Genomic DNA, 23,177 nt, shown 5'->3' with positions numbered 1-23,177 from the left:
CCATAACCGCGGGGACAACCATTTTTTCATAAATGTATGCAAAATGGAGCATTTGTTTACCGGATCGCTGCACAACGGGTATGGATAAAAAAGGAACGAGCCGAATACAGGAGCATCGGGATGGTGATTACGGTTAACTGACTCTGACAATCCGAGAGACGAGAATACGTCGAATTTTCGAAATTGAGTGTACAGGTGCATTATGGTAACCTTTTATTGTTACCTTGTTATGTTAACAATTTCATAACGGGCCTAGTTTCGTCTCGGACGAAAGCGGGGGAACCATTTTTGGGGTTAATTCTGTGCAAGCAGAAGGGATGCAAACTGCCATCCTACCCGTCAGCTAACCTCGTCGGCTAAAGCAGAACAAGCATACAAGATCCTTTTTTCCGCTTGCATGGAGTGCAAACGGCTGATGCAGCATCCCGCGGCATGGGCCTGGCAGCCGTCAAGCTTGTTTGGTCATCTGTTGTATGTGAGAGAGTAGTCGACTCATCTGCTTTTGTCGGGAAGGGCCCTCCCGGCAGCAGCGGTGTGTCGGCTTTTTTCTTTCCATAAAACCACTTTCGGGAAGGAGCGGGTGTGTATGATTTCCTTTCACCACGTAGAAAAGACGATCAATGAGGTGCCGATCATCCGGAATCTCGATTTGCAGATCCAGCCCGGCGAGCTGTTCGTCCTGATCGGGCCGAGCGGCTGCGGGAAGACGACGACCATGAAAATGATCAACCGTCTGATCGAGCCTACCTCAGGGAGGATTGAAATCGACGGGCAGGACATTTCCCTGGCGGATCCCGTGGAACTGAGGCGCAGCATCGGGTATGTCATTCAGCAGATCGCGCTGTTTCCGCACATGACGATCGGGCAAAACGTCGCGCTGGTACCCAAGCTGAAAAAGATGGACCGCGCGAGCTACGAAAAGAAGGTCGACGAACTGCTGGATATGGTGGGGCTGGATCCCAAGGTGTTCAAAAACCGCTACCCGTCGGAGCTGAGCGGGGGACAGCAGCAGCGAGTGGGTGTCATTCGCGCGATGGCCGCAGACCCGCCGATCATTTTGATGGATGAGCCGTTCAGCGCGTTGGACCCGATCAGCCGGGAGCAGCTGCAGGATGAGTTCGTTCGGCTGCAAAAGGAGATCCGCAAGACAATCGTATTTGTGACGCACGACATGGACGAAGCGATCAAGATCGCGGATCGCATCTGCCTGATGAACGATGGCGCGGTCGTACAGCTCGACACGCCGGAAAGGCTGCTGCAGCGTCCGGCCAACCAGTTCGTCATCGACTTCATTGGGGTCAGACGGCTTCGCCGCGTACAGGAGCTGCATGCGGCATCGCCCAAGAAACGGCGCTTTCCCGGCAGTGCGCTTCCGAACCAGGGAGTGAGCGGCGTATGAACGAGTTTATTCAGTTTGTAAGTGAAAGAAGGGAGCAGCTTCTGTCCTTGCTCTGGCAGCATACGTACATTTCCGTACTCGCGGTGGCGGCCGGCTTTTTGATTGCGGTTCCGCTCGGTATCCTATTGACCCGGACGGAAAAAATCAACCGGTATGTCATCGGCTTTGTCAATATTTTGCAGACGATCCCCAGCCTGGCTCTGCTCGGTCTGATGATTCCGCTTTTGGGGATCGGCGCGGTGCCCGCCATTGCAGCTTTGTTCCTCTACTCGCTGCTGCCCATGCTGCGCAATACGTATACGGGAATCAGGGAGGTGGACCCGGCCCTGAAAGAAGCGGCGAGAGGAATGGGGATGACCGGCTGGCAAATTTTATTCAAGGTCGAGCTGCCGCTTGCCCTCTCGATTATTTTGGGAGGCTTTCGGACGGCGACGATCTATACCATCAGCTGGGCGACGCTCGCTGCAGTGATCGGAGGAGGACTCGGCTATCTGGTGTTTACCGGACTTGGGGTTGCAAACGACAGCATGCTGCTCGCAGGAGCGCTTGCAACCGCAATGCTGGCGACGATTGCCGACTTTGTCACACGGAAAATTCAAGCGATATGCACGCCGAAAGGGCTGAGATAGAGCGTGCGGACCAAGGGGGAAATCGAGATGAAAATCAGATGGATGCGTGTGCTGGTCATGGCGGTGTTCGCGGTCGTCATCGCAGCTGGCTGCGGCTCGGGTGATGTCGTCAAGATCGGGCATCAGCCGACGACGGAGCAGACGATTTTGGCCCAGATGCTAAAGCAGGTGATCGAAGGCAATTCCGACCTCAAGACACAGCTGGTGGGGGGGCTGGGGGCGACGCCTGTCGTGCTCAAGGCGATGGAGAGCGGCGACATTCAAATCTCCGCGGTGCGCTACGTCGGTACGGATCTGACGAGCAGTCTAGGACTGAAGGAATTCAGCAAGGACCCCAAGGAAGCCTTTGAGCTGGTGAAAAAGGGCGTGGCCGAAAAGTTTGACCAGGAATGGTTCCCGTCTTACGGCTTTGATAATACGTACATTTTTACGGTACGCAAGGAAGTGGCGGAGAAATATCATCTGCAAAAAATCTCCGACCTGGCGAAAGTGGCGGACCAGCTGCACCTGGGCACCGATTCCGGCTGGCTGGAGCGGCCGAATGACGGGTACGAAGCCTTCAAGCAGGCGTACGGCTTCTCCTTTGGCAAAACGACGCCCATGGACATCGGACTCGTCTACAAGGCGGTCGCAAACGGGGAGGTGGATATCGTCCTCGCCTACTCCACGGACTCTCGCCTGAAGGAATACAACCTCGTCACGCTTCAGGACGACAAGAAGTTCTTCCCGCCGTACGGAGCTTCTCCGGTCGTCCGCAACGATACGCTGAAGCAGCATCCGCAGCTGACGGAGCTGATCGGCAAGCTGACGAACCGGATCGATACGGCGACGATGACGGCGTTGAATTATCAGGTAGATATCGAGAAGCGCGATCCGGAAGAAGTCGCCCGGACGTTTTTGAAGGAGCAAGGCCTGATCAAAGAATAGAGCAGAAAGGGAGGCTGATACGGTGAATGCCATCGAATTTCTGACAAGGTACTGGGGGCAAATCGTGGAGCTGACCGGGGAGCATCTCTACATGAGCGCGAGCGCCATTCTCATCTCGATCGCGGTCGGCATCCCGCTGGCGGTATGGATGACCCGCAACCGCAAAATCGCGGTGGCGATCCAGTCGGTCATCAACATCATCCAGACCATTCCGTCGATTTCCCTGCTGCTGATCATCATGATCTTTTTGGGACTGGGGTATAGCACCGCCATCGTCGCGCTCGCGCTCTACTCCCTGCTGCCGATCGTCCAAAATACGTACGCCGGTCTGGAAAACGTGGACAAAAGCATGATCGAGGCGGGAGCCGGCATGGGGATGACGCCGCTGCAGCTGCTGACCCAGGTGAAATTTCCGCTGGCCATGCCGATCATCCTGGCGGGCATCCGTATCGCGGCAGTCGTGGCCGTAGGGTCCGCTACCATCGCGACGTTCGTCGGCGCGGGCGGACTTGGGGAGATGATCATGCGAGGCATTTCCACGACGGATGACCAGAAGATCCTGGCGGGTGCGATCCCGGCTGCGATTCTGGTGATCGCGGTCGACATGCTGATCGGGAAGGTCGAGAAAAAGGCGACGTTCCGCGTTCAGGCAAAGAGCGTGAAAGAGCAATAAAAACAAGCGGGGCAGCTTCCTCTTCGAGAGGGGCTGCCTCGCTTGCCAAATCGACCAACTTTTACTGTTTGCTTGCCAGCTGGCTGACCACGTCCAGCAGCACATTCGCTCCGGCAACCAGATCCGCTTCTGGTGTGAATTCGCGAGGGTTGTGGCTGATGCCCCCGATGCTCGGTACGAAAATCATCGCTGCCGGGCAGATGCGAGCGATCATCTGGGCGTCATGTCCGGCACCGGACGTCATCCTCATTGAGGACAATCCGCGCTGCTCGGCTGCGGCTTCCACCAGCTTGACAATCGCTCTGTCGAATGTGACAGGTGTAAAGCGAGCCATGCGCTCGGTGGCGATCGTCACTTTTTCGGCAGCAGCCAGTTCGATGAGAAAGTCCGCCAGAGCCGCTTCCTCAGCTTGTAAGCGATCCTCGTTGGGGTCGCGCAGATCAACGGTAAATACAGCGCGGGAAGGGATGATATTGACCGCATTGGGCTCAAAGCTGATGCAACCGACCGTTGCTACGGTAGGTGTCGGTGAGCTCGCCGCCCGGTCCCGCAGGAAGGAAATGACGCGTGACGCTGCGTATCCGGCATCTGCCCGCAGCGACATAGGCGTGGTACCGGCATGGTTTGCGACCCCTTCTATGGTGATCCGCTGCCACGAAATGCCCTGGAGGTTCTCAACGGCCCCTACCTGAACGCCTGCCTTTTCCAATACAGGACCTTGTTCAATGTGAAGCTCGACATAGGCATGGGGTTTCAAAAAGCCAGGCTCCTTCGAACCGGCATAGCCGATCCGCGCCAATTCTTCGCCGAGTACGGTGCCATCCGTCCCGACGGAAGCCAATGCTTCCTCAACTGGCAGCCCGCCGGCATACACCAGCGACCCCATCATGTCGGGTGTGTAGCGCACCCCTTCTTCATTCGTAAACGCAGCGACGACAATCGGACGAGAAGGGACAAAGCCCGCTGACCGCAACGACTGAATGACCTCGAGCCCGGAGAGCACACCATAGCATCCGTCGTACACTCCCGCATCGATGACCGTATCGATGTGCGATCCGATCATGATGGGCGCTTGATCTTCTGCAGATGAAGCGCGCCAGATGCCAAAAATGTTGCCGATTCGATCTACCGCTACCTCCAAGTCCGCCTCCTTCATCCAGGAGACGAGCGCGTCACGGCCGCTCTTGTCCGCGTCCGATGCTGCCAGCCTGACCAGCCTGTCCTCGCCGTCACGTCCTATTTGCCCAAGCTGCTCAATTCGGCTCAGCAATCGGACAGCATCGATCGATATGCCGGAAGAATGGTACGTCATGAAACATTTCCCCTTTTCGAATTCATGTCAACTTGGCATTCCTATCCCGATTAAAAAGACGGGTACATGCCGTCCCATACGATCTTTCGATAGCCTTCCGGATCCGTGTCGCCTTCTGTATTAATGAAGAGAATCCGTGAATCGGCGTGAATCCGGAGCTGGGAGGCGATTGGATGAAACGCTTGTTCTTCCTGAAGCAAGCTGAGAACACCCAATCCGACAGCCCCTGACTCTCCGGCAATGACAGGGGGATCTCCAGGCAATGGGTTGCCAAGCATCCGCATGGCCTTTGCCGATACATAGTCCGGGCAAGAGATGTACATATCTGCATAATCACGCAACAGACCCCATGCCACTGTGCTTGGTTCTCCGCAGGCCAGTCCAGCCATGATCGTCGGCATAAAACCGGTTACCGCATGAGGCTTTCCGTCGTTGATGGCAACGGATTTGTAGATACACGCGGCTTCATTCGGTTCCACGATGACTGTGATCGGCCTGTTCTTGCCGAATCTCGACAGGAGATACCCGAGCATGCTGGCCGCAAAAGAACCTACGCCTGCTTGCAAAAACACATGCGTCGGCCATTCATCTCCCGCTTTCTCGATCTGCTCCATCGCCTCGTCGATGAGCGTGGAATAACCTTGCATAATCCAGGTAGGGATCTCCTCATAACCCTCCCATGCGCTGTCCTGGATCAACACCCCGTCATGTTCGGCGGCGTATTGCTTGGCCAACCTGACCGTATCGTCATAGTTCAGCTCGGTGATCGAAGCCGTCGCGCCTTCTTTTTTAATATGGTTCAAACGGATCTCGGAAGAGCCTTTGGGCATAAACACGACTGATTTTTGCCCCAGCTGGCTTGCGGCCCAGGCGATCCCCCTGCCGTGGTTGCCGTCTGTCGCAGTGACAAACGTGATATTGCCCAGCCGTTCTTTCATATCCTTCGACTTCAGCATCTCAAAGGAAAGCTCCGAAATATCGATGCCGAGCCTATTTGCCACGTACTTTCCAACCGCATAGGAGCCGCCCAATACTTTAAAAGCATGCAGGCCAAATCTGTGAGATTCGTCTTTCACCCATATTTTCTGAACGTTCAGCCTGCGGGACAATTGTTGCAGGCTATGCAGTGGCGTCACCTGGTATTCGGCAAACCTCTTGTGAAAGCTTCTGACCTTCCCGATCACTTCCTGGTCCATAAAAGGTACGGATATGTGCTCGGCCTCGATTTTGCGCGCCTGAGCATTCGCGATGTACGTAAATGAAGCGCTGTCTGCCATTTCGTTCCCCCCGTTTCTCATTTCGAATAGCAATACCGATCACCCCGATCGCTATCCTCCTGAAGTGACTCCACCCTCGAAAAACAGGTTTCGTTAGAAAAGTTGATCGGTGATATGTGATATATTACATTCTACTCACCCTACTGAATCGGTGTCAAGCAGGTTGCGAGAGAAGCAGGAGCGCTCACGGCAGCATTGAAACCTATAAATTGCACGTGATATATTACATGCAGATAGTAGTGAGGAGGCGTAGCATTTGTTATCAGAGCACGTCAATAAAGTGAAGCGCTCATCCATTCGCGAGCAAGTATATAGGCAAATTCAGGAGTGGATCATCAGCGGGGTATTAAAGCCGGGTGACCGACTAAAAGATCAGGAATTGGCAGAAGCGTTGGGGGCAAGCCGTACGCCTATTCGTGAAGCCTTGCTGAGACTGGAAGAAGAGGGAATGATTCAGAGCAAAGCGAACAGCTGGACACAGGTAGCCCCCGTGGATATTCATCAGGCCTATCGCCTGTATCCGATCATCTGGACGCTTGAGAAGCTCGCGGTTTCCTTTGCCAAAGAGAACGTCAGGCAAGAGCATATCGAGGAATTGGAAAGCATCAATGAAGAATTGGAACGGGCATTGCAACAGGAGGATGCGCTTGGCGCCCAGCACCACGATGCCCGCTTCCATCAGGTGATGATCGATTTATCGGAAAATGAAGAGCTGATTCATGTGCTGGACGGATTGAAGAAAAAGCTGCGACGCTACGAAGTGACCTACTTCCATGGAATAGCAGGGGCCGAACAATCGGTGGAGGAACATAAAGCGATCATTCAAGCACTCAAAGATAAAAACTTTGAGGCGGTTGCCGAAAGTCTGGAAGCCAATTGGCGGGAGAGCTTTCAACGCCGGATATCCACATTGGAGGCGGACAAGAGCAAAAGCCCATCACCCGAGTAATCGATCATCCTGCAGAGTCGCCAGTCAAACACCCTGCTTTCCGGTTTGAGGGACCATCGGAGCAGCCTTCCCTCTAGTCGGATTGGGAGTGCGCTTTTTGCGCACTCCTTTTCTTTATACAGATAGGAATTTATAAAATTCCTATCCAGTATAAGGGCAACATAGCGAGACTCGAACACAGTGAGAGAGCGAGACTTGTGCCCTTTGGGTACCGCGGCTCCGCCAAAAGGCATGGCGTAGCCAGGTTTTCTAATCTTGGTGTGCAGGATTTTTTGACGGGCGTCACATTCTGGTGTTCCTGATTCGTTGTGTAGGGTGAAAGGAGGTGAGGAGGGTTGGCTGACATCGATCTCCATCAGACCATTACGGAAGTATTGCAAGGGGCTACCGACAAATTCGAGAAGATCGTGCACTTCTACCAGAAATCGATCTTCCTCTACTGTTATCACATGCTGGGTCACGATTCCGAAGCGGAGGACTGCGGGCAGGAAGTGTTCCTGAAGGCATACCGCCATTTGGAGAAGTACAACCGCGAGATTCCGTTCGGCGCCTGGCTGTACAAGATTGCCTACCATCAATGCATCGATGTGATTCGCAGGCGAAAGCTGGCGAGATACTTGCCCTTCTTTTACCGGGATGAGAAAGAGAACAAGCACATCGACCAGCAAATCGAAACCCATTATTTTGACGAGTTCGTCCATATGGCCATGGCAAAATTGACGGTGGAGGAACGAAACCTGCTCCTATTGCGCTGCGTGGAGGAGAAGAGCTATCAGGAAATCAGCCTTATCCTGAATCAAAGCAGCGCCACTCTTCGAAAAAAATACGAACGTACGGCTGCCAAATTCCGCAAGCACTATACGCAAGGAAAGGGAGTGGGACCTTATGGGATCGGACAAGGATCAGGATTTGAGAAAACTTTTTCATGACCCACGGCTTCCCGATGCAGACTTGGCGGGAAAAGTGATGAGGAAATTGCATGCGGAGCAGAAAACAAAGGAGCGATTTTTTGTGAAATACAAAGTGGGCATTTTGGTAGCGGCGGGAATGGTTTTGACGGTATCTACCGCCTTCGCTGCGGTTCACTATCAGACGTTGAAAAACAATCGGGGAGAGGTCGTCTACGAGAAAAAGACGCTGGAGGAAGCGAACTATACCCCGCCTTCGAAGGAAGAGCAATTGCGCTCCCTGAAAAGCGAAGGATACGCCAACGAGCTGCTGAAAGAAGGCACCGCCGCTATCTTCTATGTCGCCTCTGACATTCCGGACGGAAAGACCTACACCAAGAGCAAGGGAATCAGCTTTACCGATGTGTCGGCACTTCGCAAGAAAATGAAGGACCAATCGGTGAAGATTCTCGACAGTCTGGAAGGTACGTACAAGTTTGAAAGTGCAAGCGTGACCTTTGCCCCGATTACAGAAGTGAATCCTCCGAGCCCGGAAGAGAAAGCCGCTATAGGGGAAAAGCTGCGAAAGCAGGCGGAGGAAACGAAGAAAGAGTATGCGATGATGCCCGTAGAGCTGTCCAAGGATCACTGGATTCTCAACAGCACATACATCAAGCAGGGGAAAAGAATCCGGGTTTCGATGTCCCGAACAAGCGGCAAAGAAACGTTCATCGTTCACAAGGAATGGGACTTCAAAGAGGAGAGGCTCACAGTAAACGGGGTGGAGATGATTTTCACGGATTTTGGTACCGGGAAAAATATTCAATGGGTATATAACGTGCCAAATACGAACCAAACGATCCGCTACCATATTGAAGCATCCAATCCGATCAGCAAAGAAGAACTGATGAAGATGGCCGAAGCGTATATGAACTGATCGAGCAATCAAAGAGCGTGTGAAAGGGAAAGCGAGCGTGACAAGCTCGCTTTTTTTTGCTGGCGGGAGGAATGTAGAGGGGGGATACGGCGACAAAGTTCGATATTGACAAGGGGAAATCTGCCAAGTAATCTAAAAGTGCAAGAACGAGCAAAAGTGCGCAAAACGAGCAAGAACACACAAGTGAATTGCGCGCTTATTCACGTGTAAAGGATGAGGGCAATGTTGGCGGCTGAAAGAAAATTGCGGATCGTTGAATATGTGAGACAGCACCGGACGGCGTCGGTCGCCGTGCTGGCCAAGGAATTTGGCGTGCACGAGGCGACCATTCGGAGGGATCTGGCGGAAGTGGAGCAGGAAGGCTTGCTCAAACGGACGCACGGCGGAGTCATTGTGGAGAAGCTGACGCACAACGAGCCGTCCTTCAACGAAAGAACCCACGTACAGCTCGATCAGAAGATGCGCATAGGCAAAATGGCGGCGAGTCTCGTGGAGGACGGGGATCACATCATCATCGATTCGGGGACGACGACGCTGCACATCGCGAGAAATCTCGTGAACCGCTCCCATCTCACGGTCGTGACCAACGATATCAACGTCGCGGCGGAGCTGAGGGACGCTCCCGGGGTCAAAGTGACGGTCACAGGCGGAGAGCTGTACCCATCCAGCTATATGCTCAATGGCATGTTCACGGATCACGTGCTTCGCTCTCTGCATGTATCCAAGGCGTTTATCGGCACCCCTGCCATCCATCCCAAATACGGACTGATGCATCCAGAGGCGCAGCTCGTACTGGCCAAACAGGGGATGATCGCCGCTTCCCAGGAAGTCATCGTCGTTGCGGACGACACGAAGATCGGCAAGCTTTCCCTCTACGAGGTCGCCCCCAACAGCGCGATCCACACGCTGATCACGGGCAAGGAAGTGCCGGATTACGACATCAAGCCTTTTCAGGATGCGGGCATCAACGTCATTACCGTATGAGTGTTGAATCCTTCCGGTGATCTCGAGAGACCCGGGATTCAAAATCATAGATATTTCAGATGGAGGTGTTCTGTTGGTGGGCGCCACAACAACAGAATCAGTACATTCGCGAACGCTGCGCCTGACGAAGCCCCACATGGTGCTGGAGGAGGATGTCCTGCGCAGCGTGCCCGAAGGCTATGTCGTAGTAGAGCCGACTCTCGCCAGCATTTGCCATGCCGATCTGCGCTATTTCGGAGGGACCCGGAAACCGGAAGTACTGGCCAAAAAACTGCCGATGGCACTGCTGCACGAAGGCATCGGAAAAGTCGTGGGAGGGAAGAAGACAAAGCTCTCCCGTAGTCAGAAAGTTGTGATCGTTCCTTACTTGGCAGGCTTTTTGCTGGAGGCTCTCGACCCCGCGCAATGCTGTCCGGCGTGCAGGGGGGAAATCGCGGACAACTACTGCTCCCACAGCAAGTTTCTGGGCAGCGGGACGGATGGAATCGCACAGAGCCGTCTGGTCATTCCCGAGGCATGCGCCATTCCGATCCCGGATTCCATCCCGGACGACATCGCCGTGCTGACCGAGCTGTGCAGCGTATCGTACCGGGCGCTCAGACCGGTGAAAGACAGGCTTGCCACTGCCAGAGTCGCCGTATTTGGCGACGGGCCCGTCGGGTATTTGACGGCAGCCATGCTGCATCATGCCTTCCGTGTCGAGCCGGAGCGATTGACGGTTTTCGGCGCGATTCGGGAAAAGCTGGGGCAGTTTACCTTTGCCAAAACGAAGATGGTGCAGGAGTACGACTTCCAATCGGGAGACAAGGCAGACATCGTCGTGGAGTGCACAGGAGGGGCATTTAGCCAGAGCGCGATCAATCAAGGAATCGATCTGCTCGCCGCAGGGGGGCATCTCATCGCGATGGGCGTCAGCGAGGATCTCGTCCCCATCAATACGCGGGACGTGCTGGAGAAGGGACTCACGATCTACGGCAGCAGCCGAAGCTCCATCCCGGACTTCGAAGCGGTGCTTCGCGTCATGGAGGAAAAGGACTGTCAGGAGACGCTGAGGCGCTTGATTCCAGATACTTATACAGTGGTGGCCAAGGCAGAAGACTTCGCTTCCGCTATGGAATCCGCCTTGGCGCACCGAGCATGGAAAAAAACCTATCTCGACTTTCACTGGTGACGCAGTGAAGGTCTACCAAGAATTATAGACGAAAATCTCTCGGCAAGGAAAGAGCGGTATGGAGGGAGGGGCAGAGGATGCGGCAAGCTCCTTCGCTCCATATCCGGTTCCCCAAAAATGAAAGCGCCATCATTCAAGTTTACGATTTCTTAAAATGAGCTTCATATTTTCAGAAAAAAGCTATTTTATAATATAAATGAGCATAAATGAACATTATCAAGCGAAACTGCTTCTCCCAAGTAGGCGAGAGGAACAGGGAGTGCAGAAGGGGGAGGAGTACGATTGGCAGCTATTGAGTTTGTGAATGTGACGCAGGCTTTTGACAAAAATGTCGTGATCAAGGATCTGAATCTGAAGATCGAGGATGGGAAGTTTACCGTGCTGGTCGGACCGTCGGGCTGCGGCAAAACGACGCTGCTGCGGATGATCGCCGGGCTGGACAGACAGACCTCCGGGAATGTGCTCATCGGAGGGGAGGACGTCACGGATGTACCGCCGGGCCAGCGAGGCGTAGCCATGGTGTTTCAAAACTACGCCTTGTACCCGACGATGACGGTGCGCGAGAACATCGAATTCGGCTTGAAGAACAACAAGGTGGGCAAAGAGGAGAGAAAACGGCTGGTAGAGAGCATCAGCGAGACAGTCGGCTTGACCCCTTACCTGGACCGCAAGCCTGCGATGCTCTCGGGTGGGCAAAGACAGCGGGTGGCTCTCGCCCGGGCGATGGTCAAAAAACCGTCTGTCTTTCTCATGGATGAGCCGCTCTCCAATTTGGACGCCAAGCTTCGCGCACAAATGCGCATCGAGCTGATCGAACTACATAAAAAGCTGGGAACTACCTTCGTCTATGTCACGCACGATCAGGTGGAAGCGATGTCGATGGCGGATACGATCGTCCTGATGAATCAGGGACGCATTCAGCAGGAAGCCGCTCCCGAGGTGATCTACCGCCAGCCGAGCAATTTGTTCGCGGCCCAGTTTATCGGTGTGCCTCCGATGAACGTGGGGGATTTGGCGCATGACGGGGCCAGATTCGGCTTTCGGCCGGAGAACGGCATCTTGTCGACAGAGAGGCAGGATCTGCCCTTTTCCGTTCGAGGTATGATCGTGACGCGGGAGATGCTCGGCTCCGAGACCATTTATCAGGTCAAGGCGGGGCGTCACTCGTTCATGATCAAATGCACGGATGACCGGCTAGCCGTCGATCAGGAAGTGTTTCTGGGTGTCGAGGGCTCCAAGCTCTTCTTTTTTGGCCCGGACGAGCGGTGCATTCCGCAGGAAGACGCGCGCTGCCAAGAATACATGAGCATCCTGCGAGGAATGCGGCATGAATAGGACGAGAGTTTGGCAAAAAGCCCGCCCGTACGCCCTGGTCCTGCCGGCCATGGTCGGCATCCTGCTGTTTGTCGTGTACCCCATCTTTTATTTGATCAAGCTGAGTCTGTTCAAGTACAACCTGCTGAACAAGGATAAAAGCAAATTCATCGGTGCTGCCAATTACTCGGAGATTTTCACCCGCGGCGATTTTTACAACGCATTGACCACTACCGTTCTGTACACGGTTGGGGTGGTCGCCATCACGATGATTTTGTCGCTGGCGATTGCACTGTGGCTGAATCAGAATTCGCGCTTCCATGCGATTGTGCAGGCCGGCATTTTTACGCCGCACATCATCTCGATCGTCTCCATTGCGCTCGTGTGGATGTGGATGATGGAGCCCAATTACGGGCTGCTCAATTACGCCCTGAAGGCGGTTGGCTTGCCTGCCCTTCCCTGGCTGCAAAGCTCGAGCACCTCGCTGCTTTCCGTCATCATCGTCTCGGTGTGGCAAAACGTCGGCTACTACTCCCTGCTCATCGTAGCGGCATTGAAAAACATCCCGCAGACGATCTACGAAGCTGCCGCTCTTGATAATGCGAGCAAATTCAAAGTGTTTTACAAGATCACGCTGCCGATGATTTCCCCTCAGCTCTTTTTCATCCTCGTCATCATGACGATCGGCTCGTTCAAAGTGTTCGATACCGTCAAGATCATGACGGGCGGGGGGCCCAACGGCTCGACGACCACGCTCGTTTACTACATTTATGAATTTCGGACGACCAGCATCGGCTATGCTTCCGCCACGGGGGTAGTCTTGATGGCGATTATTACGGTGCTCACCTTCATTTACTTCCGGATGCTGGCAAACAAGGTTCACTACCAATAATCGTCCCCGATCCGACCAGAAAAGGAGGTGCCTCACCGGTGCTGTCGCAACGAGAAAAGAAGCCAGGCAAGATGCGGACGGGAGCAGGGAGGGGCGGGAAGGCGTGGAACGCGTTTTTCAAAGCGGTCGCGCTCATGGGGTTTGTTTTCCCGTTCCTGTGGATGATCTCCACCTCGCTTCAGACCTTTGAGGAAACGATGCGGTTTCCGCCTACCTGGATCCCGGCTTCCCCGCAGTGGAGCAACTTTGTGGAGGCGATGAGCTCGGGACCGTTCCTGACTTATTTCAAAAACTCCGTGATCGTCACATTCTCGATCATCCTGCTGCAGCTTATGGTCATGATTCCGGCTGCCTACGCCTTTGCGCAGTACAAATTTTTCGGAAAAGGAATTCTGTTTGGGATGGTGCTGCTTGCGTTCATGATCCCCGGACAAGTGACCTTTATCCCGGTCTATCTGATGCTGGCGGATGCGGGACTGATCAAGTCGCTGTGGCCGCAGATCCTGCCGTTCATGTCCAATGCGTTCGGGATCTTTCTCCTCCGGCAGTATTTCATGCAAATCCCGCAGGAGATCATCGAATCAGCCCGGTTGGACAACGCGAGCGAGTTCAAAATTATTGGGAAAATCATGATCCCGATGTCCATGCCGGCCATTTCCACGGTCGCGCTGTTCAGCTTTGTCAGCCATTGGAACGACTATTTTTGGCCGCTGGTCATGACCGACTCCGAGGCGGTCCGGCCGCTCACGATGGGAATCGCCATGCTCCGCGAGACGGAGGGCATCAGCAATTGGCACATCATCATGGCGGGCAACGTGGTCCTGGTCGTCCCGATCCTGATCGTGTACCTGTTCGCTTCCAGACAGATCGTCAAGGCATTCACCTATTCCGGCATTAAATAAGAGATGGGAGGAACTTCCATGAACAAGAAATTATCGGCTATCGTACTGGCAGCCACCACCGTCATCTCCGGCGCACTCGCGGGATGCTCGGGTGGCGGGCAGCAATCCACCGAACCGGCGTCTTCCGGTCAGCAGACAGCTAGCCCGGCAGGCAAGACCACGCTCCAATTCTGGCATTCCCTCGGAGGGAAAAACGGCGAATACCTCGATGCCATGATCAAGCGCTTCAATGACTCGCACCCGAACGTCGAGGTCGTCGGGACGTTCCAGGGGACGTATGACGAGACGGTAACCAAGCTGCAACAGGCGATCGCGGCCAAAACGGCGCCCGACATCACCATGCTGGAGCGGGCCTACGTCCAGATGTTTGCCGAAGCGGAAGTCCTGGAAGATATGACGCCATTCATGGAGAAGTCCAACGTGAGCAAGGACGACTTTCCAGAGGGGCTGATGGGACACTCTGTGTTCGACGGCAAGGTCGTGTCGCTGCCGTTCAACCGTTCGACACCCATCATGCACATCAACAAGACGATGCTGGATGAAAAGGGCTTGGCGATTCCGCAGACGTGGGAGGACCTGAAGAAGGTAGCGGAAGCGCTGGTGGTCAAAGAAAACGGAGAAGTCAAGCGCTACGGCCTTAGCATGCCGTACGACACCTGGTACCCGATCGCGATGATCAGCCAGGCAAACGGAAAGTTTTTCAACGAGGAAGGCACCTCGATCGGCTTCGACAAAGGCGAAGGGGTGAAGACGTTCCAATACTTGAAAGACCTGCAGAGCTCGGGCGCCCTGTACTATCCGCCTGCCCAGGACTCCGGCAACATCGTCAACCAGATGTTTACCAGTGAAAAGATCGGGATCATGTTCCAGTCGACCGGTGTCATGGGAACGGTGAAAAACAACGCCAAATTCGATTACGTGACCGCCTACCTGCCGAAAGATGAAGTCTTTGCCACGCCGACGGGCGGAGCAAACATCGCGATGCTGGCGGATTCCACCAAGAAGGAAGCGGCCTGGGAGTTCATCCAATGGGTGAACACCGACCCGAATGGCGGTCAGCAGTTTATCCTCGACTCAGGTTACTTGCCATTCACCAAAAAGATGGTCGAATCGGATGCGATCAAGGACCTGTGGGCGAAGGATCCCAACCGCAAAGTGGCATATGACCAGCTGCAGTACGCGGTGGACACGAACAAGGATGTGGCGTGGCCGCAAATCATGCAGGAGTTCTTCAAAGCGATCCAGGCGATCATGTACGACAACAAGCCGATCGAGCCGACTCTGGACACCTTCAAGAAAGAAGCCGAGCGTCTGCTGAAGGAGTAAAGGAGGGGAAGGAAGCATGATAGAAACACTGCGGAACAGGCAGACCATTACCGTTGCCGCGCACCGGGGCTGGAAGTCTGCTTATCCCGAGAACACGCTGCTTGCCTTCGAGCGGGCCCTGGAGCAGGGAGCCGACATGCTGGAATTCGATCTGCGCTTCTCCAAGGACCAAGCGATCGTGATCATTCACGATGAGACCGTCGACCGTACGACGAACGGTACGGGCAAGGTAGGCGACCATACGCTGGCAGAGCTGAAGCAGCTCGACGCCGGCGGATGGTTCAAAAAAGCGTACGAGGGGCTGAAGATTCCTACTTTGCCCGAGCTGTGCGAGCTGCTGGCCGATTATCCGGATACCTTGCTGAATGTGGAAATCAAGCCGAGTCCGGATGCCATCGAGGTAGCTGACGCTGCAGTCTCGATCCTGCGGGAGTACGGGCTGCTTCCCAACTGCGTGTTTACCAGCTTTGACGCCGCTGTCATCGCTCACCTTTTCGATACGTATCAATGCAAAACGCAAGGCTTTCCCGAAGAGCTGATGTCCAATTACGTGCCGGGAGCCGGCGGGACTTTGTCCAAAATGTGGGCGGTCGGCATCAGCATGAAGCTCCTGACCCCCGAGCGGGTACGGCAGTATGAGGAGCAAGGAATCCTTCCCTGGTGCTATTCGCCAGACGCAGAGCAGCAGGTGTACTACGCTTTGGGCTGCGGTTCCTTGCTGATGACGGTGAACGATATTGCTCCCGCCTTGAAGTTGCGAGAGCGCATGAGCCGTGCGTGATTGACAAAGAACCGCCTGTATGTCCGCTTTTATCAAGCGTTTGGAACAGATGGCCACGTCATGAAAGAGCTGAAGCGAATCGAGCAAGGGCGGAACCATCCGCATGGAGAAAACGATGGGAGGGAGCATGGTGAGTCTAATCATTCGAAAGGAAAACCGATTCCGAAGGACGATCCGCGGAGCGGGAATCGCGATGCTGGCGACAGGCTTGGCTCTTGCAAGCCTGCTCGCGCCGGCAGCGCCGATCGCACATGCGGAAAAATCACCGTTGAAATCGAAGGTGTTCGACCTGTCCGCCCCTACCACGCAGCTCGTCAAGGAGGCAGAGCTGCAAAACGGGACCGTCATGCAGTCATTCGCTGTCGACGACGTGAATGACCGGATCTACGTACTGCAGCTGATGGCTGGGGGACAGCAGCTTCCAGGAGAAAGCGGGCCGGTCGCAGGCGCCCAGCGGGATAAAAATGGCGATTTGACATTGACTCAGCTGGATCTGGACGGAAACAAACTGGGCCATATGTATCTGAAAGGATTCGGCCATGGCGTGCAAATGGGAGTAGAGCCGGTCGGCGATACGGCCTATTTGTGGACGGAGACGGATGCCGTCAAGGAAGGAAGCAGCGGGTGGGGCACGCAGCTCGCGCGGTTTCCATTCTCAGACGGAAAGATTTTGACTCCGGATTCTCCGGAGCTGGAAAAGCATCGGTTGATCCAAGGGGCGGACAGGACCACAGTGAACATCGATCAGGCAAACGGTCTTTTGACGATGCGCTACCGTCAGGACGGCTCCTTCCACTTCGGGCTGTACGACCTGGATAAAGTGAAGCGCGGCGAATACGAGCCGATCGCGGATGTGCCGCAGCCCGAGGTCGGAACGTTCCAGGGCTTCGCCTCCTACGGCGGTTATTTGTACCTTTTGGATGGCAACTCCTACGGATCGGGCGGTTCTGTGGAACCGAAGGGAAATACGTACATCACGGCTGTCAGCCTAAGCACGGGAGTTTTGGTGGACAGGCAATTGATCACGGCGGGAGACGATCTGACTTTCCGCGAGCCGGAGGGCCTGGCGATCCGCATCCCCGATCCCGAGCATCCGCAAAAAGCAGAGCTCTGCTTTGGTTTTGCTTCGAGCTTTACCCCTCTGCGGTTGGCGAATGTCTTCTCCATCGACCGTCTGCTGCCGCAGCAGGCGATCGAAGCAAAGCGGGTCGAATAGGCGGGCGAGGCCATGCAGAGGCATGAGGTGGCTGAATAACAGGGACAGCGTTTCCCGGAGCCGTTTTCTCTCCTTCATCCAATCGGAGAGAAAACGGCTTCTTGCCATCCTGCTTGAAGAATAGATGGAAAATTTATTATAGATTGACAATTTTGAGTTTTGTGCCTAGTATTACGATAAGACGAATTACAGACAAATTAAAGAACAAATTCAAAGGGAGTTACCTTTTATTCACTCAAATTTACTGGTTATTTTTACCATACCCTCTACTTTTTATGAATAACAGACAAATTAAAGACTGCTAGAAGGTGATTGGTTGCACTTCTCATTTGCTGTAATTGGACCCAAGCTGCTTGTCGACGACATTTGCGACGTACTGCAGGAATTTCCGCATATCGAACCGACCAGGCTCATCTACGACTCCGAAAAAAATGTGCGCGACTTGCTCCAGTCAACCATGGAAGTCTTCGACGTGTATTTCTTCAGTGGCGATGTGCCGTTCCTTCTCTCCCAAGACCTGATCCCTCCTCATTCCTGCTCGGTTTTCATCCCCTTTGAAGGAACAGAGCTGTACAAGGCCATGATGCAAATTTACCGCCATTATCATTTCTTTCCGATCATCAGCTTTGACGGCATCCCAGCAAAGCACCTGCAAGAATTTTTCGATGAGATCGAAGCCCCGAACGTGAAGTGGTACTCGAAAAATATGGACGGCTTCCAAAATTCCGAGGAGCTTTACGAGCATCACATGTCTCTGTGGCAAGAAGGAGTGGCTCAAGTTGTCGCCACGAGCATCCATTCCGTTTACCAGCGGCTTAAAGCCAACCATCTGCCGGTTTTTTTCATCAGGAGCACGAAGCAGCTCATCCGCGACACCGTGGGGAAGGCATTGTGGCTCGCGAGGGATCAAAAGAAGCAGCTGGCCCAAATCACGGTGCTGCAATTCAGGCTTCGGCCGACAGAAGACAGCCAGCACGAGGAGCGGTACTACAAGAAAATAACCGACCTTAGCAAGAGATTGTTCGCCTCCATGACCAGCGGCGATCCCGGTGAGTACACGCTGTACACGACCAGGGGCATCGTGGAAAAGGTGACAAAGGACTTCACGAGCTTCCCGATCCTCAAAAACGGAAGCGGAGAGCAAGGAACGATCAATCTGGGGATTGGAATGGGAGATACCGTCGAACGAGCCTTGTACAATGCCGGGCGCGCCGTTCATTTCGCCGAACGCCATCCGGGCAACAGCGCCTACCTGATCGACGACCAAATGAAGGTGCTGGGCCCGCTGGGAACGAGAAACACTCTGGATTATTCGCTTATCGACGAGCGGCAGGGCGATTTTGCCTCCACTTCTATGCGCAAGCTGTTTTCCTGGCTGCAGCTCATTCAGAAAAACGAGGTAACGACGCGGGAAATCAGCGTCGGAATGAATACGGGCGAGCGAAACGCGGCGCGGATGGTCCAGAGGATGAAGGAAAAAGGCATCGCAGAAGCGATCGGCAGCGAATCGATGAGCCAGAGAGGCAGGCCCCGCCCCATTTACCGCATCGATCTGCAGCGGCTGGCAGAGGAAGTGAAAGTCAGGAACAGTCCGTAATTCAAAGAGCGCATAAGGAGGTTTGGTGCCCGATGGCCGGATATATTGTCAAACGGCTTTTTGCGAGCATTCTCACGATGTTTGTCCTCATCACCATCACCTTTTTCCTCATGCACGCCGTTCCGGGCGGCCCCTTCAGCCCGGCGGAAGAGCGAAAAGTGCCCAAGGCCGTGCTGGAGAAAATGGAAGAGAAGTTCGGACTGAGCGAACCGCTTGGCGTGCAATACGTGAACTATTTGAAGAGCATCGTCCAGGGGGATCTCGGCTTTTCTTTCAAGCAGGCCGACGTCACTGTAAACGAGCTCATTTCCCGCGGCTTTCCGGTATCCGCCAAGGTCGGGCTGGTAGCGATCCTCATCGCCCTCGTCGTCGGGATGCTGCTCGGGATCACCTCTGCGATCAAGCGGGGGAAATGGGCTGATTGGGCCTCAATGATTTTTGCGACCGTCGGCATCTCCATCCCGAATTTCGTCATTACGGTTCTGATGCTGTTTTTGTTCGCCGTCGTCTTGAAGCTCCTGCCTACATACGGTTTGTCGAGCTGGAAGCACTACATCCTGCCCGTCATCGGTCTTGCATTCGGGCCGATCGCCTACATCGCCAGGCTGATGAGGTCGAGCATGCTCGAAGTAATGCGCCAGGACTACATCCTGACAGCCAGAGCCAAAGGGGTTCCCGAGTACCGCGTCATTTTCAAGCACGCTCTCAAAAATGCCATCATCCCGATTGTGACGTATCTCGGCCCCCTCGTGGCTGCGCTCTTGACCGGCAGCTTTATCGTGGAGCGGGTATTCTCCATTCCAGGCATAGGCCGGGACTTCGTGACCGGCATCAGCGACCGCGATTACTCCGTCATCCTCGGTCTGACGGTCTTCCTCGGACTTTTCATCATCATCTCGAACTTGATCGTCGACATACTCTACGCCGTGATCGACCGACGGGTAAAAATGGAGGAGTGATGACACGATGAACGATGCAGCGAAACAAATCGAAGGAGCCCCTCCTCTCGAAGAACTTGACCAGGAGTGGGCGGATTTGCCGGATGAAGACTTCGCCAGGCTGGACGAGTCGCAGAGGCAGACGGAGAGTATCGCCCGTCCCAGCAAATCGTACTGGCAAGACGCGTGGAGCCGCTTTCGCAAAGATCCTTTGGCGATGATCGGACTTGTCGTCATCCTGATCATTACGATCGCCGCGATCCTCGGGCCGATCTTTTCCCAGTACACCTACGACGGGCAAGACATTGCCAACCAGAACCAGGGCCCATCGGCAGAGCATTGGTTCGGCACGGACAAATTCGGGCGGGACATCTTCGTTCGGGCCATGTACGGTGCCCGCATCAGTCTGACGATCGGGGTGGCAGCGGCCGCGATCAATCTGGTGATCGGCGTGATCTACGGCGGCATTTCGGGGTATTTCGGCGGCAAAGTGGACATGGTCATGATGCGGATCGTGGATATTCTCATCGGCGTCCCGGAGCTGCTCTACATCATCCTATTGATGATGTTCCTCGGCAACAACATCCAAAGCATTCTCCTCGCCATGTCCCTGACGTATTGGATCGGGACTGCACGCATGGTGCGCTCGCAGGTCATAACGCTCAAGCACCAGGAGTACGTCCTGGCTGCGCGGGCCACAGGCTCCTCCAACATGCGCATCCTGTTCAAGCACCTCATCCCCAACAGCATGGGGCCCATCATCGTGACGGTCACGTTCCTTGTTCCATCGGCGATCTTTACCGAAGCGTTCCTCAGCTTTTTGGGGATCGGCATCCAGGTCCCGATGGCCAGCTGGGGCACGCTCGTGAATGACGCGATTCCGACCTTGTTTACCCAGCCGTATCAGATGCTGTTTCCGGCCATTGCGATCAGCCTCACGATGTTTGCCCTCAACTTCATCGGTGACGGGCTGCGCGACGCTTTGGATCCGAGGTTAAAGAAATAGAGGCGGGTGAAACCATGAAACTGCTCCAGGTACAGAATCTGAAAACGACCTTTCATATTGAAGCGGGACAAGTGCAGGCGGTCCGAGGCATTTCCTTTCACGTAAACAAAGGGGAATCCGTCGGGATCGTCGGGGAGTCGGGCTCGGGCAAAAGCGTGTCCATGCTGTCCCTGTTAAAGCTGCTCCCGCCGAACGCCGAGCTGACGGCGGACAGCATCTCGTTCGACGGAATCGAACTGCTGCGCACCAACCAAAAGGCGATGAGAAAGATGCTCGGTAAAGACATCGGGATGATTTTTCAGGACCCTATGACGTCCCTCAATCCGCTGTTTACCGTCGGCCAGCAAATCATGGAGCCGCTGCGCATTCATCAAAAGCTGTCCAAGGAAGAGGCGCGCAAACGGGCGATCGAAATTTTGCAGATGGTCGAAATCCCCAGCCCGGAGAGCAGGCTGAAGCAGTATCCCCACGAATTTTCCGGCGGCATGAGACAGCGGGTCATGATCGCGATCGCCCTGTCCTGTTCGCCCAAGCTGCTGATCGCAGACGAGCCGACCACAGCCCTCGATGTGACGATCCAGGCACAAATTCTCGATCTGATGCGCGACCTCAAAAACAAGCTGAACGTGTCCATCGTCATGATTACCCACGACCTCGGCGTGATCGCCAACATGTGCAACCGGATCGTCGTCATGTACGGCGGAGCCATCGTCGAGCAGGGGACGACCCGCGAAATCTTCTACGAGCCGAAGCACCCGTATACGTGGGGGCTGCTGCGCTCTATCCCGCAATTTTCGGAAGGGGAAAAGAAAAAGCTCATTTCCATCCCGGGCAGTCCGCCCGACCTGCTGCGGCCACCGGCGGGCTGCGCGTTTACGGCCAGGTGTCCGCACGCCATGAAAATATGCGAGAAGCTCCCGCCCCGGCCGATCTCGCTCTCCGAGACGCATCAGGCGGCGTGCTGGCTGATGCACCCCAAAGCGCAGCCGTACGCGAAAGAGGTGATCAGCTGATGGGAGCAGCCAATCGGCCTTTGATCGAAGTGAGGAATCTCAAGAAGTATTTCGAGGTGCAGAAAAACTTTTTCGGCCGCAGCGGGACACTGTTGAAGGCAGTCGACGACGTCAGCTTCGCGATTCAGAGGGGGGAGACGTTCGGCCTTGTCGGCGAGTCCGGCTGCGGAAAGACGACGATCGGACGGACGCTGCTAAAGCTGTATGAGCCGACCGCCGGAGATATTTTGTACGACGGACAGTCGATCAGCAAACTGAACCACAAGGAGATGCTGCCGTACCGCAAGAAAATGCAGATGATTTTCCAGGACCCGTTTGCCTCGCTCGATCCGCGGATGACGGTTGCGGAGATCGTCGGCGATCCGCTGGCGGTGCACAACATCTGCCAGGGAAAGGACCGGATCGACCGCGTCAAGGAGCTGATCGAGCTGGTAGGACTGAAAGCCGATCACTTGGGCCGCTATCCGCACGAATTTTCCGGCGGGCAGCGCCAACGGATCGGGATTGCCCGTGCGCTTGCGGTCGAGCCGGAGTTTATCGTCTGCGACGAGCCGATTTCCGCCCTGGATGTGTCCATTCAGGCGCAGGTGGTAAATATGCTCGAGGAGCTCCAGGAGCGTTTCGGACTGACCTACCTGTTTGTGTCCCACGATTTGTCGATGGTCAGGCACATCTCCCACAAAGTGGGCGTGATGTATCTGGGAAGTCTGGTTGAATACGCCGATGTCCACGAGCTTTACACGAACATGCAGCATCCGTACACCCAGGCGCTCCTGTCTGCGGTGCCGATCGCGGATCCGGATACAGCCGAACAAAGCAAACGAATCCATCTGCAAGGTGATGTGCCAAGTCCGTTGAATCCTCCGAGCGGCTGTGCGTTTCGTACGCGCTGTCCCCATGCGATGGGCAGGTGCGCAGAAGAAAAGCCGGGCCTGCGCGACATCGGAGGAGGACACGTCGTCGCCTGCCACCTGATCGAGTAAGGGGAGTTCCGTTTGCGGGGATATGAATGCTGCCGATTTTTTGGCAGCTCATATACATATGAAA

21 protein-coding genes, 1 pseudogene and 1 riboswitch are annotated in these 23,177 nt (G+C 54.8%); of the genes and pseudogenes, 20 read left to right on the top strand and 2 right to left on the bottom strand.

Annotated features, from left to right (window positions below; genetic code table 11):
- The first annotated feature begins 239 nt into the window (after window positions 1–239).
- A riboswitch (cyclic di-AMP (ydaO/yuaA leader) is annotated at window positions 240–373 on the top strand.
- Window positions 374–586: 213 nt separating this feature from the next.
- The 4 genes and pseudogenes from RGB73_RS24920 to RGB73_RS24905 form a co-directional block, all read left to right on the top strand.
- Window positions 587–1,312: pseudogene (locus tag RGB73_RS24920) on the top strand (ABC transporter ATP-binding protein); the annotation flags it as partial.
- Window positions 1,313–1,395: 83 nt separating this feature from the next.
- Entirely contained in the window at window positions 1,396–2,028 is a 633-nt protein-coding gene (locus tag RGB73_RS24915; protein ID WP_310765589.1) for an ABC transporter permease, read from the top strand.
- 27 nt (window positions 2,029–2,055) lie between these two features.
- Window positions 2,056–2,955, top strand: a complete 900-nt coding sequence (locus RGB73_RS24910; protein WP_310765587.1) for an osmoprotectant ABC transporter substrate-binding protein — start codon at window positions 2,056–2,058, stop codon at window positions 2,953–2,955.
- Between the two features lie 22 nt (window positions 2,956–2,977).
- Entirely contained in the window at window positions 2,978–3,628 is a 651-nt protein-coding gene (locus RGB73_RS24905) for an ABC transporter permease (RefSeq protein ID WP_310765584.1), read from the top strand.
- 61 nt (window positions 3,629–3,689) lie between these two features.
- Here RGB73_RS24905 and RGB73_RS24900 read toward each other — a convergent pair whose 3' ends face one another.
- Both RGB73_RS24900 and dpaL read right to left on the bottom strand, forming a co-directional pair.
- Complete coding sequence (locus tag RGB73_RS24900) at window positions 3,690–4,940, bottom strand: Zn-dependent hydrolase (protein ID WP_310765582.1); 1,251 nt, start codon at window positions 4,938–4,940, stop codon at window positions 3,690–3,692.
- Between the two features lie 50 nt (window positions 4,941–4,990).
- Window positions 4,991–6,217: a diaminopropionate ammonia-lyase gene (gene dpaL, locus RGB73_RS24895; protein ID WP_310765579.1), complete on the bottom strand. Its 1,227-nt coding sequence runs from the start codon at window positions 6,215–6,217 to the stop codon at window positions 4,991–4,993.
- Window positions 6,218–6,473: 256 nt separating this feature from the next.
- Between dpaL and RGB73_RS24890 the strand changes: the two genes are divergently transcribed.
- From RGB73_RS24890 to RGB73_RS24815, 16 genes are all read left to right on the top strand, one after another.
- A complete protein-coding gene (locus RGB73_RS24890; protein WP_310765577.1) occupies window positions 6,474–7,166 on the top strand; it encodes a GntR family transcriptional regulator in 693 nt (230 codons plus the stop codon).
- 335 nt (window positions 7,167–7,501) lie between these two features.
- On the top strand, window positions 7,502–8,095 hold the full coding sequence (locus RGB73_RS24885; RefSeq protein ID WP_310765574.1) for an RNA polymerase sigma factor: 594 nt from the start codon (window positions 7,502–7,504) through the stop codon (window positions 8,093–8,095).
- Window positions 8,096–8,177: 82 nt separating this feature from the next.
- Window positions 8,178–8,990 (top strand): DUF4367 domain-containing protein, encoded by an 813-nt coding sequence (locus RGB73_RS24880; protein WP_310765572.1) that lies wholly within the window; start codon window positions 8,178–8,180, stop codon window positions 8,988–8,990.
- Between the two features lie 222 nt (window positions 8,991–9,212).
- Entirely contained in the window at window positions 9,213–9,974 is a 762-nt protein-coding gene (locus tag RGB73_RS24875) for a DeoR/GlpR family DNA-binding transcription regulator (protein WP_310765570.1), read from the top strand.
- Window positions 9,975–10,050: 76 nt separating this feature from the next.
- Window positions 10,051–11,145, top strand: a complete 1,095-nt coding sequence (locus tag RGB73_RS24870; RefSeq protein ID WP_310765568.1) for a zinc-binding dehydrogenase — start codon at window positions 10,051–10,053, stop codon at window positions 11,143–11,145.
- 282 nt (window positions 11,146–11,427) lie between these two features.
- Window positions 11,428–12,480, top strand: a complete 1,053-nt coding sequence (locus tag RGB73_RS24865) for an ABC transporter ATP-binding protein (protein WP_310765566.1) — start codon at window positions 11,428–11,430, stop codon at window positions 12,478–12,480.
- Window positions 12,473–13,351 carry a carbohydrate ABC transporter permease gene (locus RGB73_RS24860; RefSeq protein WP_310765563.1) on the top strand — a complete coding sequence of 293 codons (879 nt, stop codon included), beginning with the start codon at window positions 12,473–12,475 and terminating at the stop codon, window positions 13,349–13,351. Before RGB73_RS24865 ends, RGB73_RS24860 begins: the two co-directional genes overlap by 8 nt.
- Before the next feature lie 134 nt (window positions 13,352–13,485).
- On the top strand, window positions 13,486–14,253 hold the full coding sequence (locus tag RGB73_RS24855; protein WP_396136234.1) for a carbohydrate ABC transporter permease: 768 nt from the start codon (window positions 13,486–13,488) through the stop codon (window positions 14,251–14,253).
- A gap of 18 nt (window positions 14,254–14,271) precedes the next feature.
- On the top strand, window positions 14,272–15,579 hold the full coding sequence (locus tag RGB73_RS24850) for an ABC transporter substrate-binding protein (RefSeq protein ID WP_310765561.1): 1,308 nt from the start codon (window positions 14,272–14,274) through the stop codon (window positions 15,577–15,579).
- A gap of 16 nt (window positions 15,580–15,595) precedes the next feature.
- Window positions 15,596–16,360 (top strand): glycerophosphodiester phosphodiesterase family protein, encoded by a 765-nt coding sequence (locus RGB73_RS24845; RefSeq protein WP_310765559.1) that lies wholly within the window; start codon window positions 15,596–15,598, stop codon window positions 16,358–16,360.
- A gap of 127 nt (window positions 16,361–16,487) precedes the next feature.
- Window positions 16,488–17,576 carry a phage baseplate protein gene (locus tag RGB73_RS24840; RefSeq protein ID WP_310765557.1) on the top strand — a complete coding sequence of 363 codons (1,089 nt, stop codon included), beginning with the start codon at window positions 16,488–16,490 and terminating at the stop codon, window positions 17,574–17,576.
- 316 nt (window positions 17,577–17,892) lie between these two features.
- On the top strand, window positions 17,893–19,173 hold the full coding sequence (locus RGB73_RS24835) for a hypothetical protein (protein ID WP_310765555.1): 1,281 nt from the start codon (window positions 17,893–17,895) through the stop codon (window positions 19,171–19,173).
- 32 nt (window positions 19,174–19,205) lie between these two features.
- Window positions 19,206–20,132: an ABC transporter permease gene (locus tag RGB73_RS24830; RefSeq protein WP_310765553.1), complete on the top strand. Its 927-nt coding sequence runs from the start codon at window positions 19,206–19,208 to the stop codon at window positions 20,130–20,132.
- A gap of 7 nt (window positions 20,133–20,139) precedes the next feature.
- Entirely contained in the window at window positions 20,140–21,117 is a 978-nt protein-coding gene (locus tag RGB73_RS24825) for an ABC transporter permease (RefSeq protein ID WP_310765550.1), read from the top strand.
- Window positions 21,118–21,131: 14 nt separating this feature from the next.
- Window positions 21,132–22,130, top strand: a complete 999-nt coding sequence (locus RGB73_RS24820) for an ABC transporter ATP-binding protein (protein WP_310765548.1) — start codon at window positions 21,132–21,134, stop codon at window positions 22,128–22,130.
- The gene (locus tag RGB73_RS24815; protein WP_310765547.1) at window positions 22,130–23,113 is read left to right on the top strand and encodes an ABC transporter ATP-binding protein; all 984 of its coding nucleotides are present in this window, start codon (window positions 22,130–22,132) and stop codon (window positions 23,111–23,113) included. Before RGB73_RS24820 ends, RGB73_RS24815 begins: the two co-directional genes overlap by 1 nt.
- The last annotated feature ends 64 nt before the right edge of the window (window positions 23,114–23,177 follow it).

It is taken from the genome of Brevibacillus brevis (assembly GCF_031583145.1).
GTDB lineage: Bacteria > Bacillota > Bacilli > Brevibacillales > Brevibacillaceae > Brevibacillus > Brevibacillus brevis_E.
The sequence above is the reverse complement of the archived record's forward strand: the minus strand, read 5'-3'. Positions and strand labels throughout refer to the sequence as shown.

What these genes read in the sequence shown, in the direction of transcription:
- RGB73_RS24915 (WP_310765589.1), top strand. Translation starts at nt 1,396, where the DNA reads ATGAACGAGTTTATTCAGTTTGTAAGTGAAAGAAGGGAGCAGCTTCTG.
- RGB73_RS24910 (WP_310765587.1), top strand. Translation starts at nt 2,056, where the DNA reads ATGAAAATCAGATGGATGCGTGTGCTGGTCATGGCGGTGTTCGCGGTC.
- RGB73_RS24900 (WP_310765582.1), bottom strand. Translation starts at nt 4,940, where the DNA reads ATGACGTACCATTCTTCCGGCATATCGATCGATGCTGTCCGATTGCTG.
- dpaL (WP_310765579.1), bottom strand. Translation starts at nt 6,217, where the DNA reads ATGGCAGACAGCGCTTCATTTACGTACATCGCGAATGCTCAGGCGCGC.
- RGB73_RS24875 (WP_310765570.1), top strand. Translation starts at nt 9,213, where the DNA reads ATGTTGGCGGCTGAAAGAAAATTGCGGATCGTTGAATATGTGAGACAG.
- RGB73_RS24860 (WP_310765563.1), top strand. Translation starts at nt 12,473, where the DNA reads ATGAATAGGACGAGAGTTTGGCAAAAAGCCCGCCCGTACGCCCTGGTC.
- RGB73_RS24855 (WP_396136234.1), top strand. Translation starts at nt 13,486, where the DNA reads ATGGGGTTTGTTTTCCCGTTCCTGTGGATGATCTCCACCTCGCTTCAG.
- RGB73_RS24850 (WP_310765561.1), top strand. Translation starts at nt 14,272, where the DNA reads ATGAACAAGAAATTATCGGCTATCGTACTGGCAGCCACCACCGTCATC.
- RGB73_RS24845 (WP_310765559.1), top strand. Translation starts at nt 15,596, where the DNA reads ATGATAGAAACACTGCGGAACAGGCAGACCATTACCGTTGCCGCGCAC.
- RGB73_RS24840 (WP_310765557.1), top strand. Translation starts at nt 16,488, where the DNA reads ATGGTGAGTCTAATCATTCGAAAGGAAAACCGATTCCGAAGGACGATC.
- RGB73_RS24830 (WP_310765553.1), top strand. Translation starts at nt 19,206, where the DNA reads ATGGCCGGATATATTGTCAAACGGCTTTTTGCGAGCATTCTCACGATG.
- RGB73_RS24825 (WP_310765550.1), top strand. Translation starts at nt 20,140, where the DNA reads ATGAACGATGCAGCGAAACAAATCGAAGGAGCCCCTCCTCTCGAAGAA.
- RGB73_RS24820 (WP_310765548.1), top strand. Translation starts at nt 21,132, where the DNA reads ATGAAACTGCTCCAGGTACAGAATCTGAAAACGACCTTTCATATTGAA.
- RGB73_RS24815 (WP_310765547.1), top strand. Translation starts at nt 22,130, where the DNA reads ATGGGAGCAGCCAATCGGCCTTTGATCGAAGTGAGGAATCTCAAGAAG.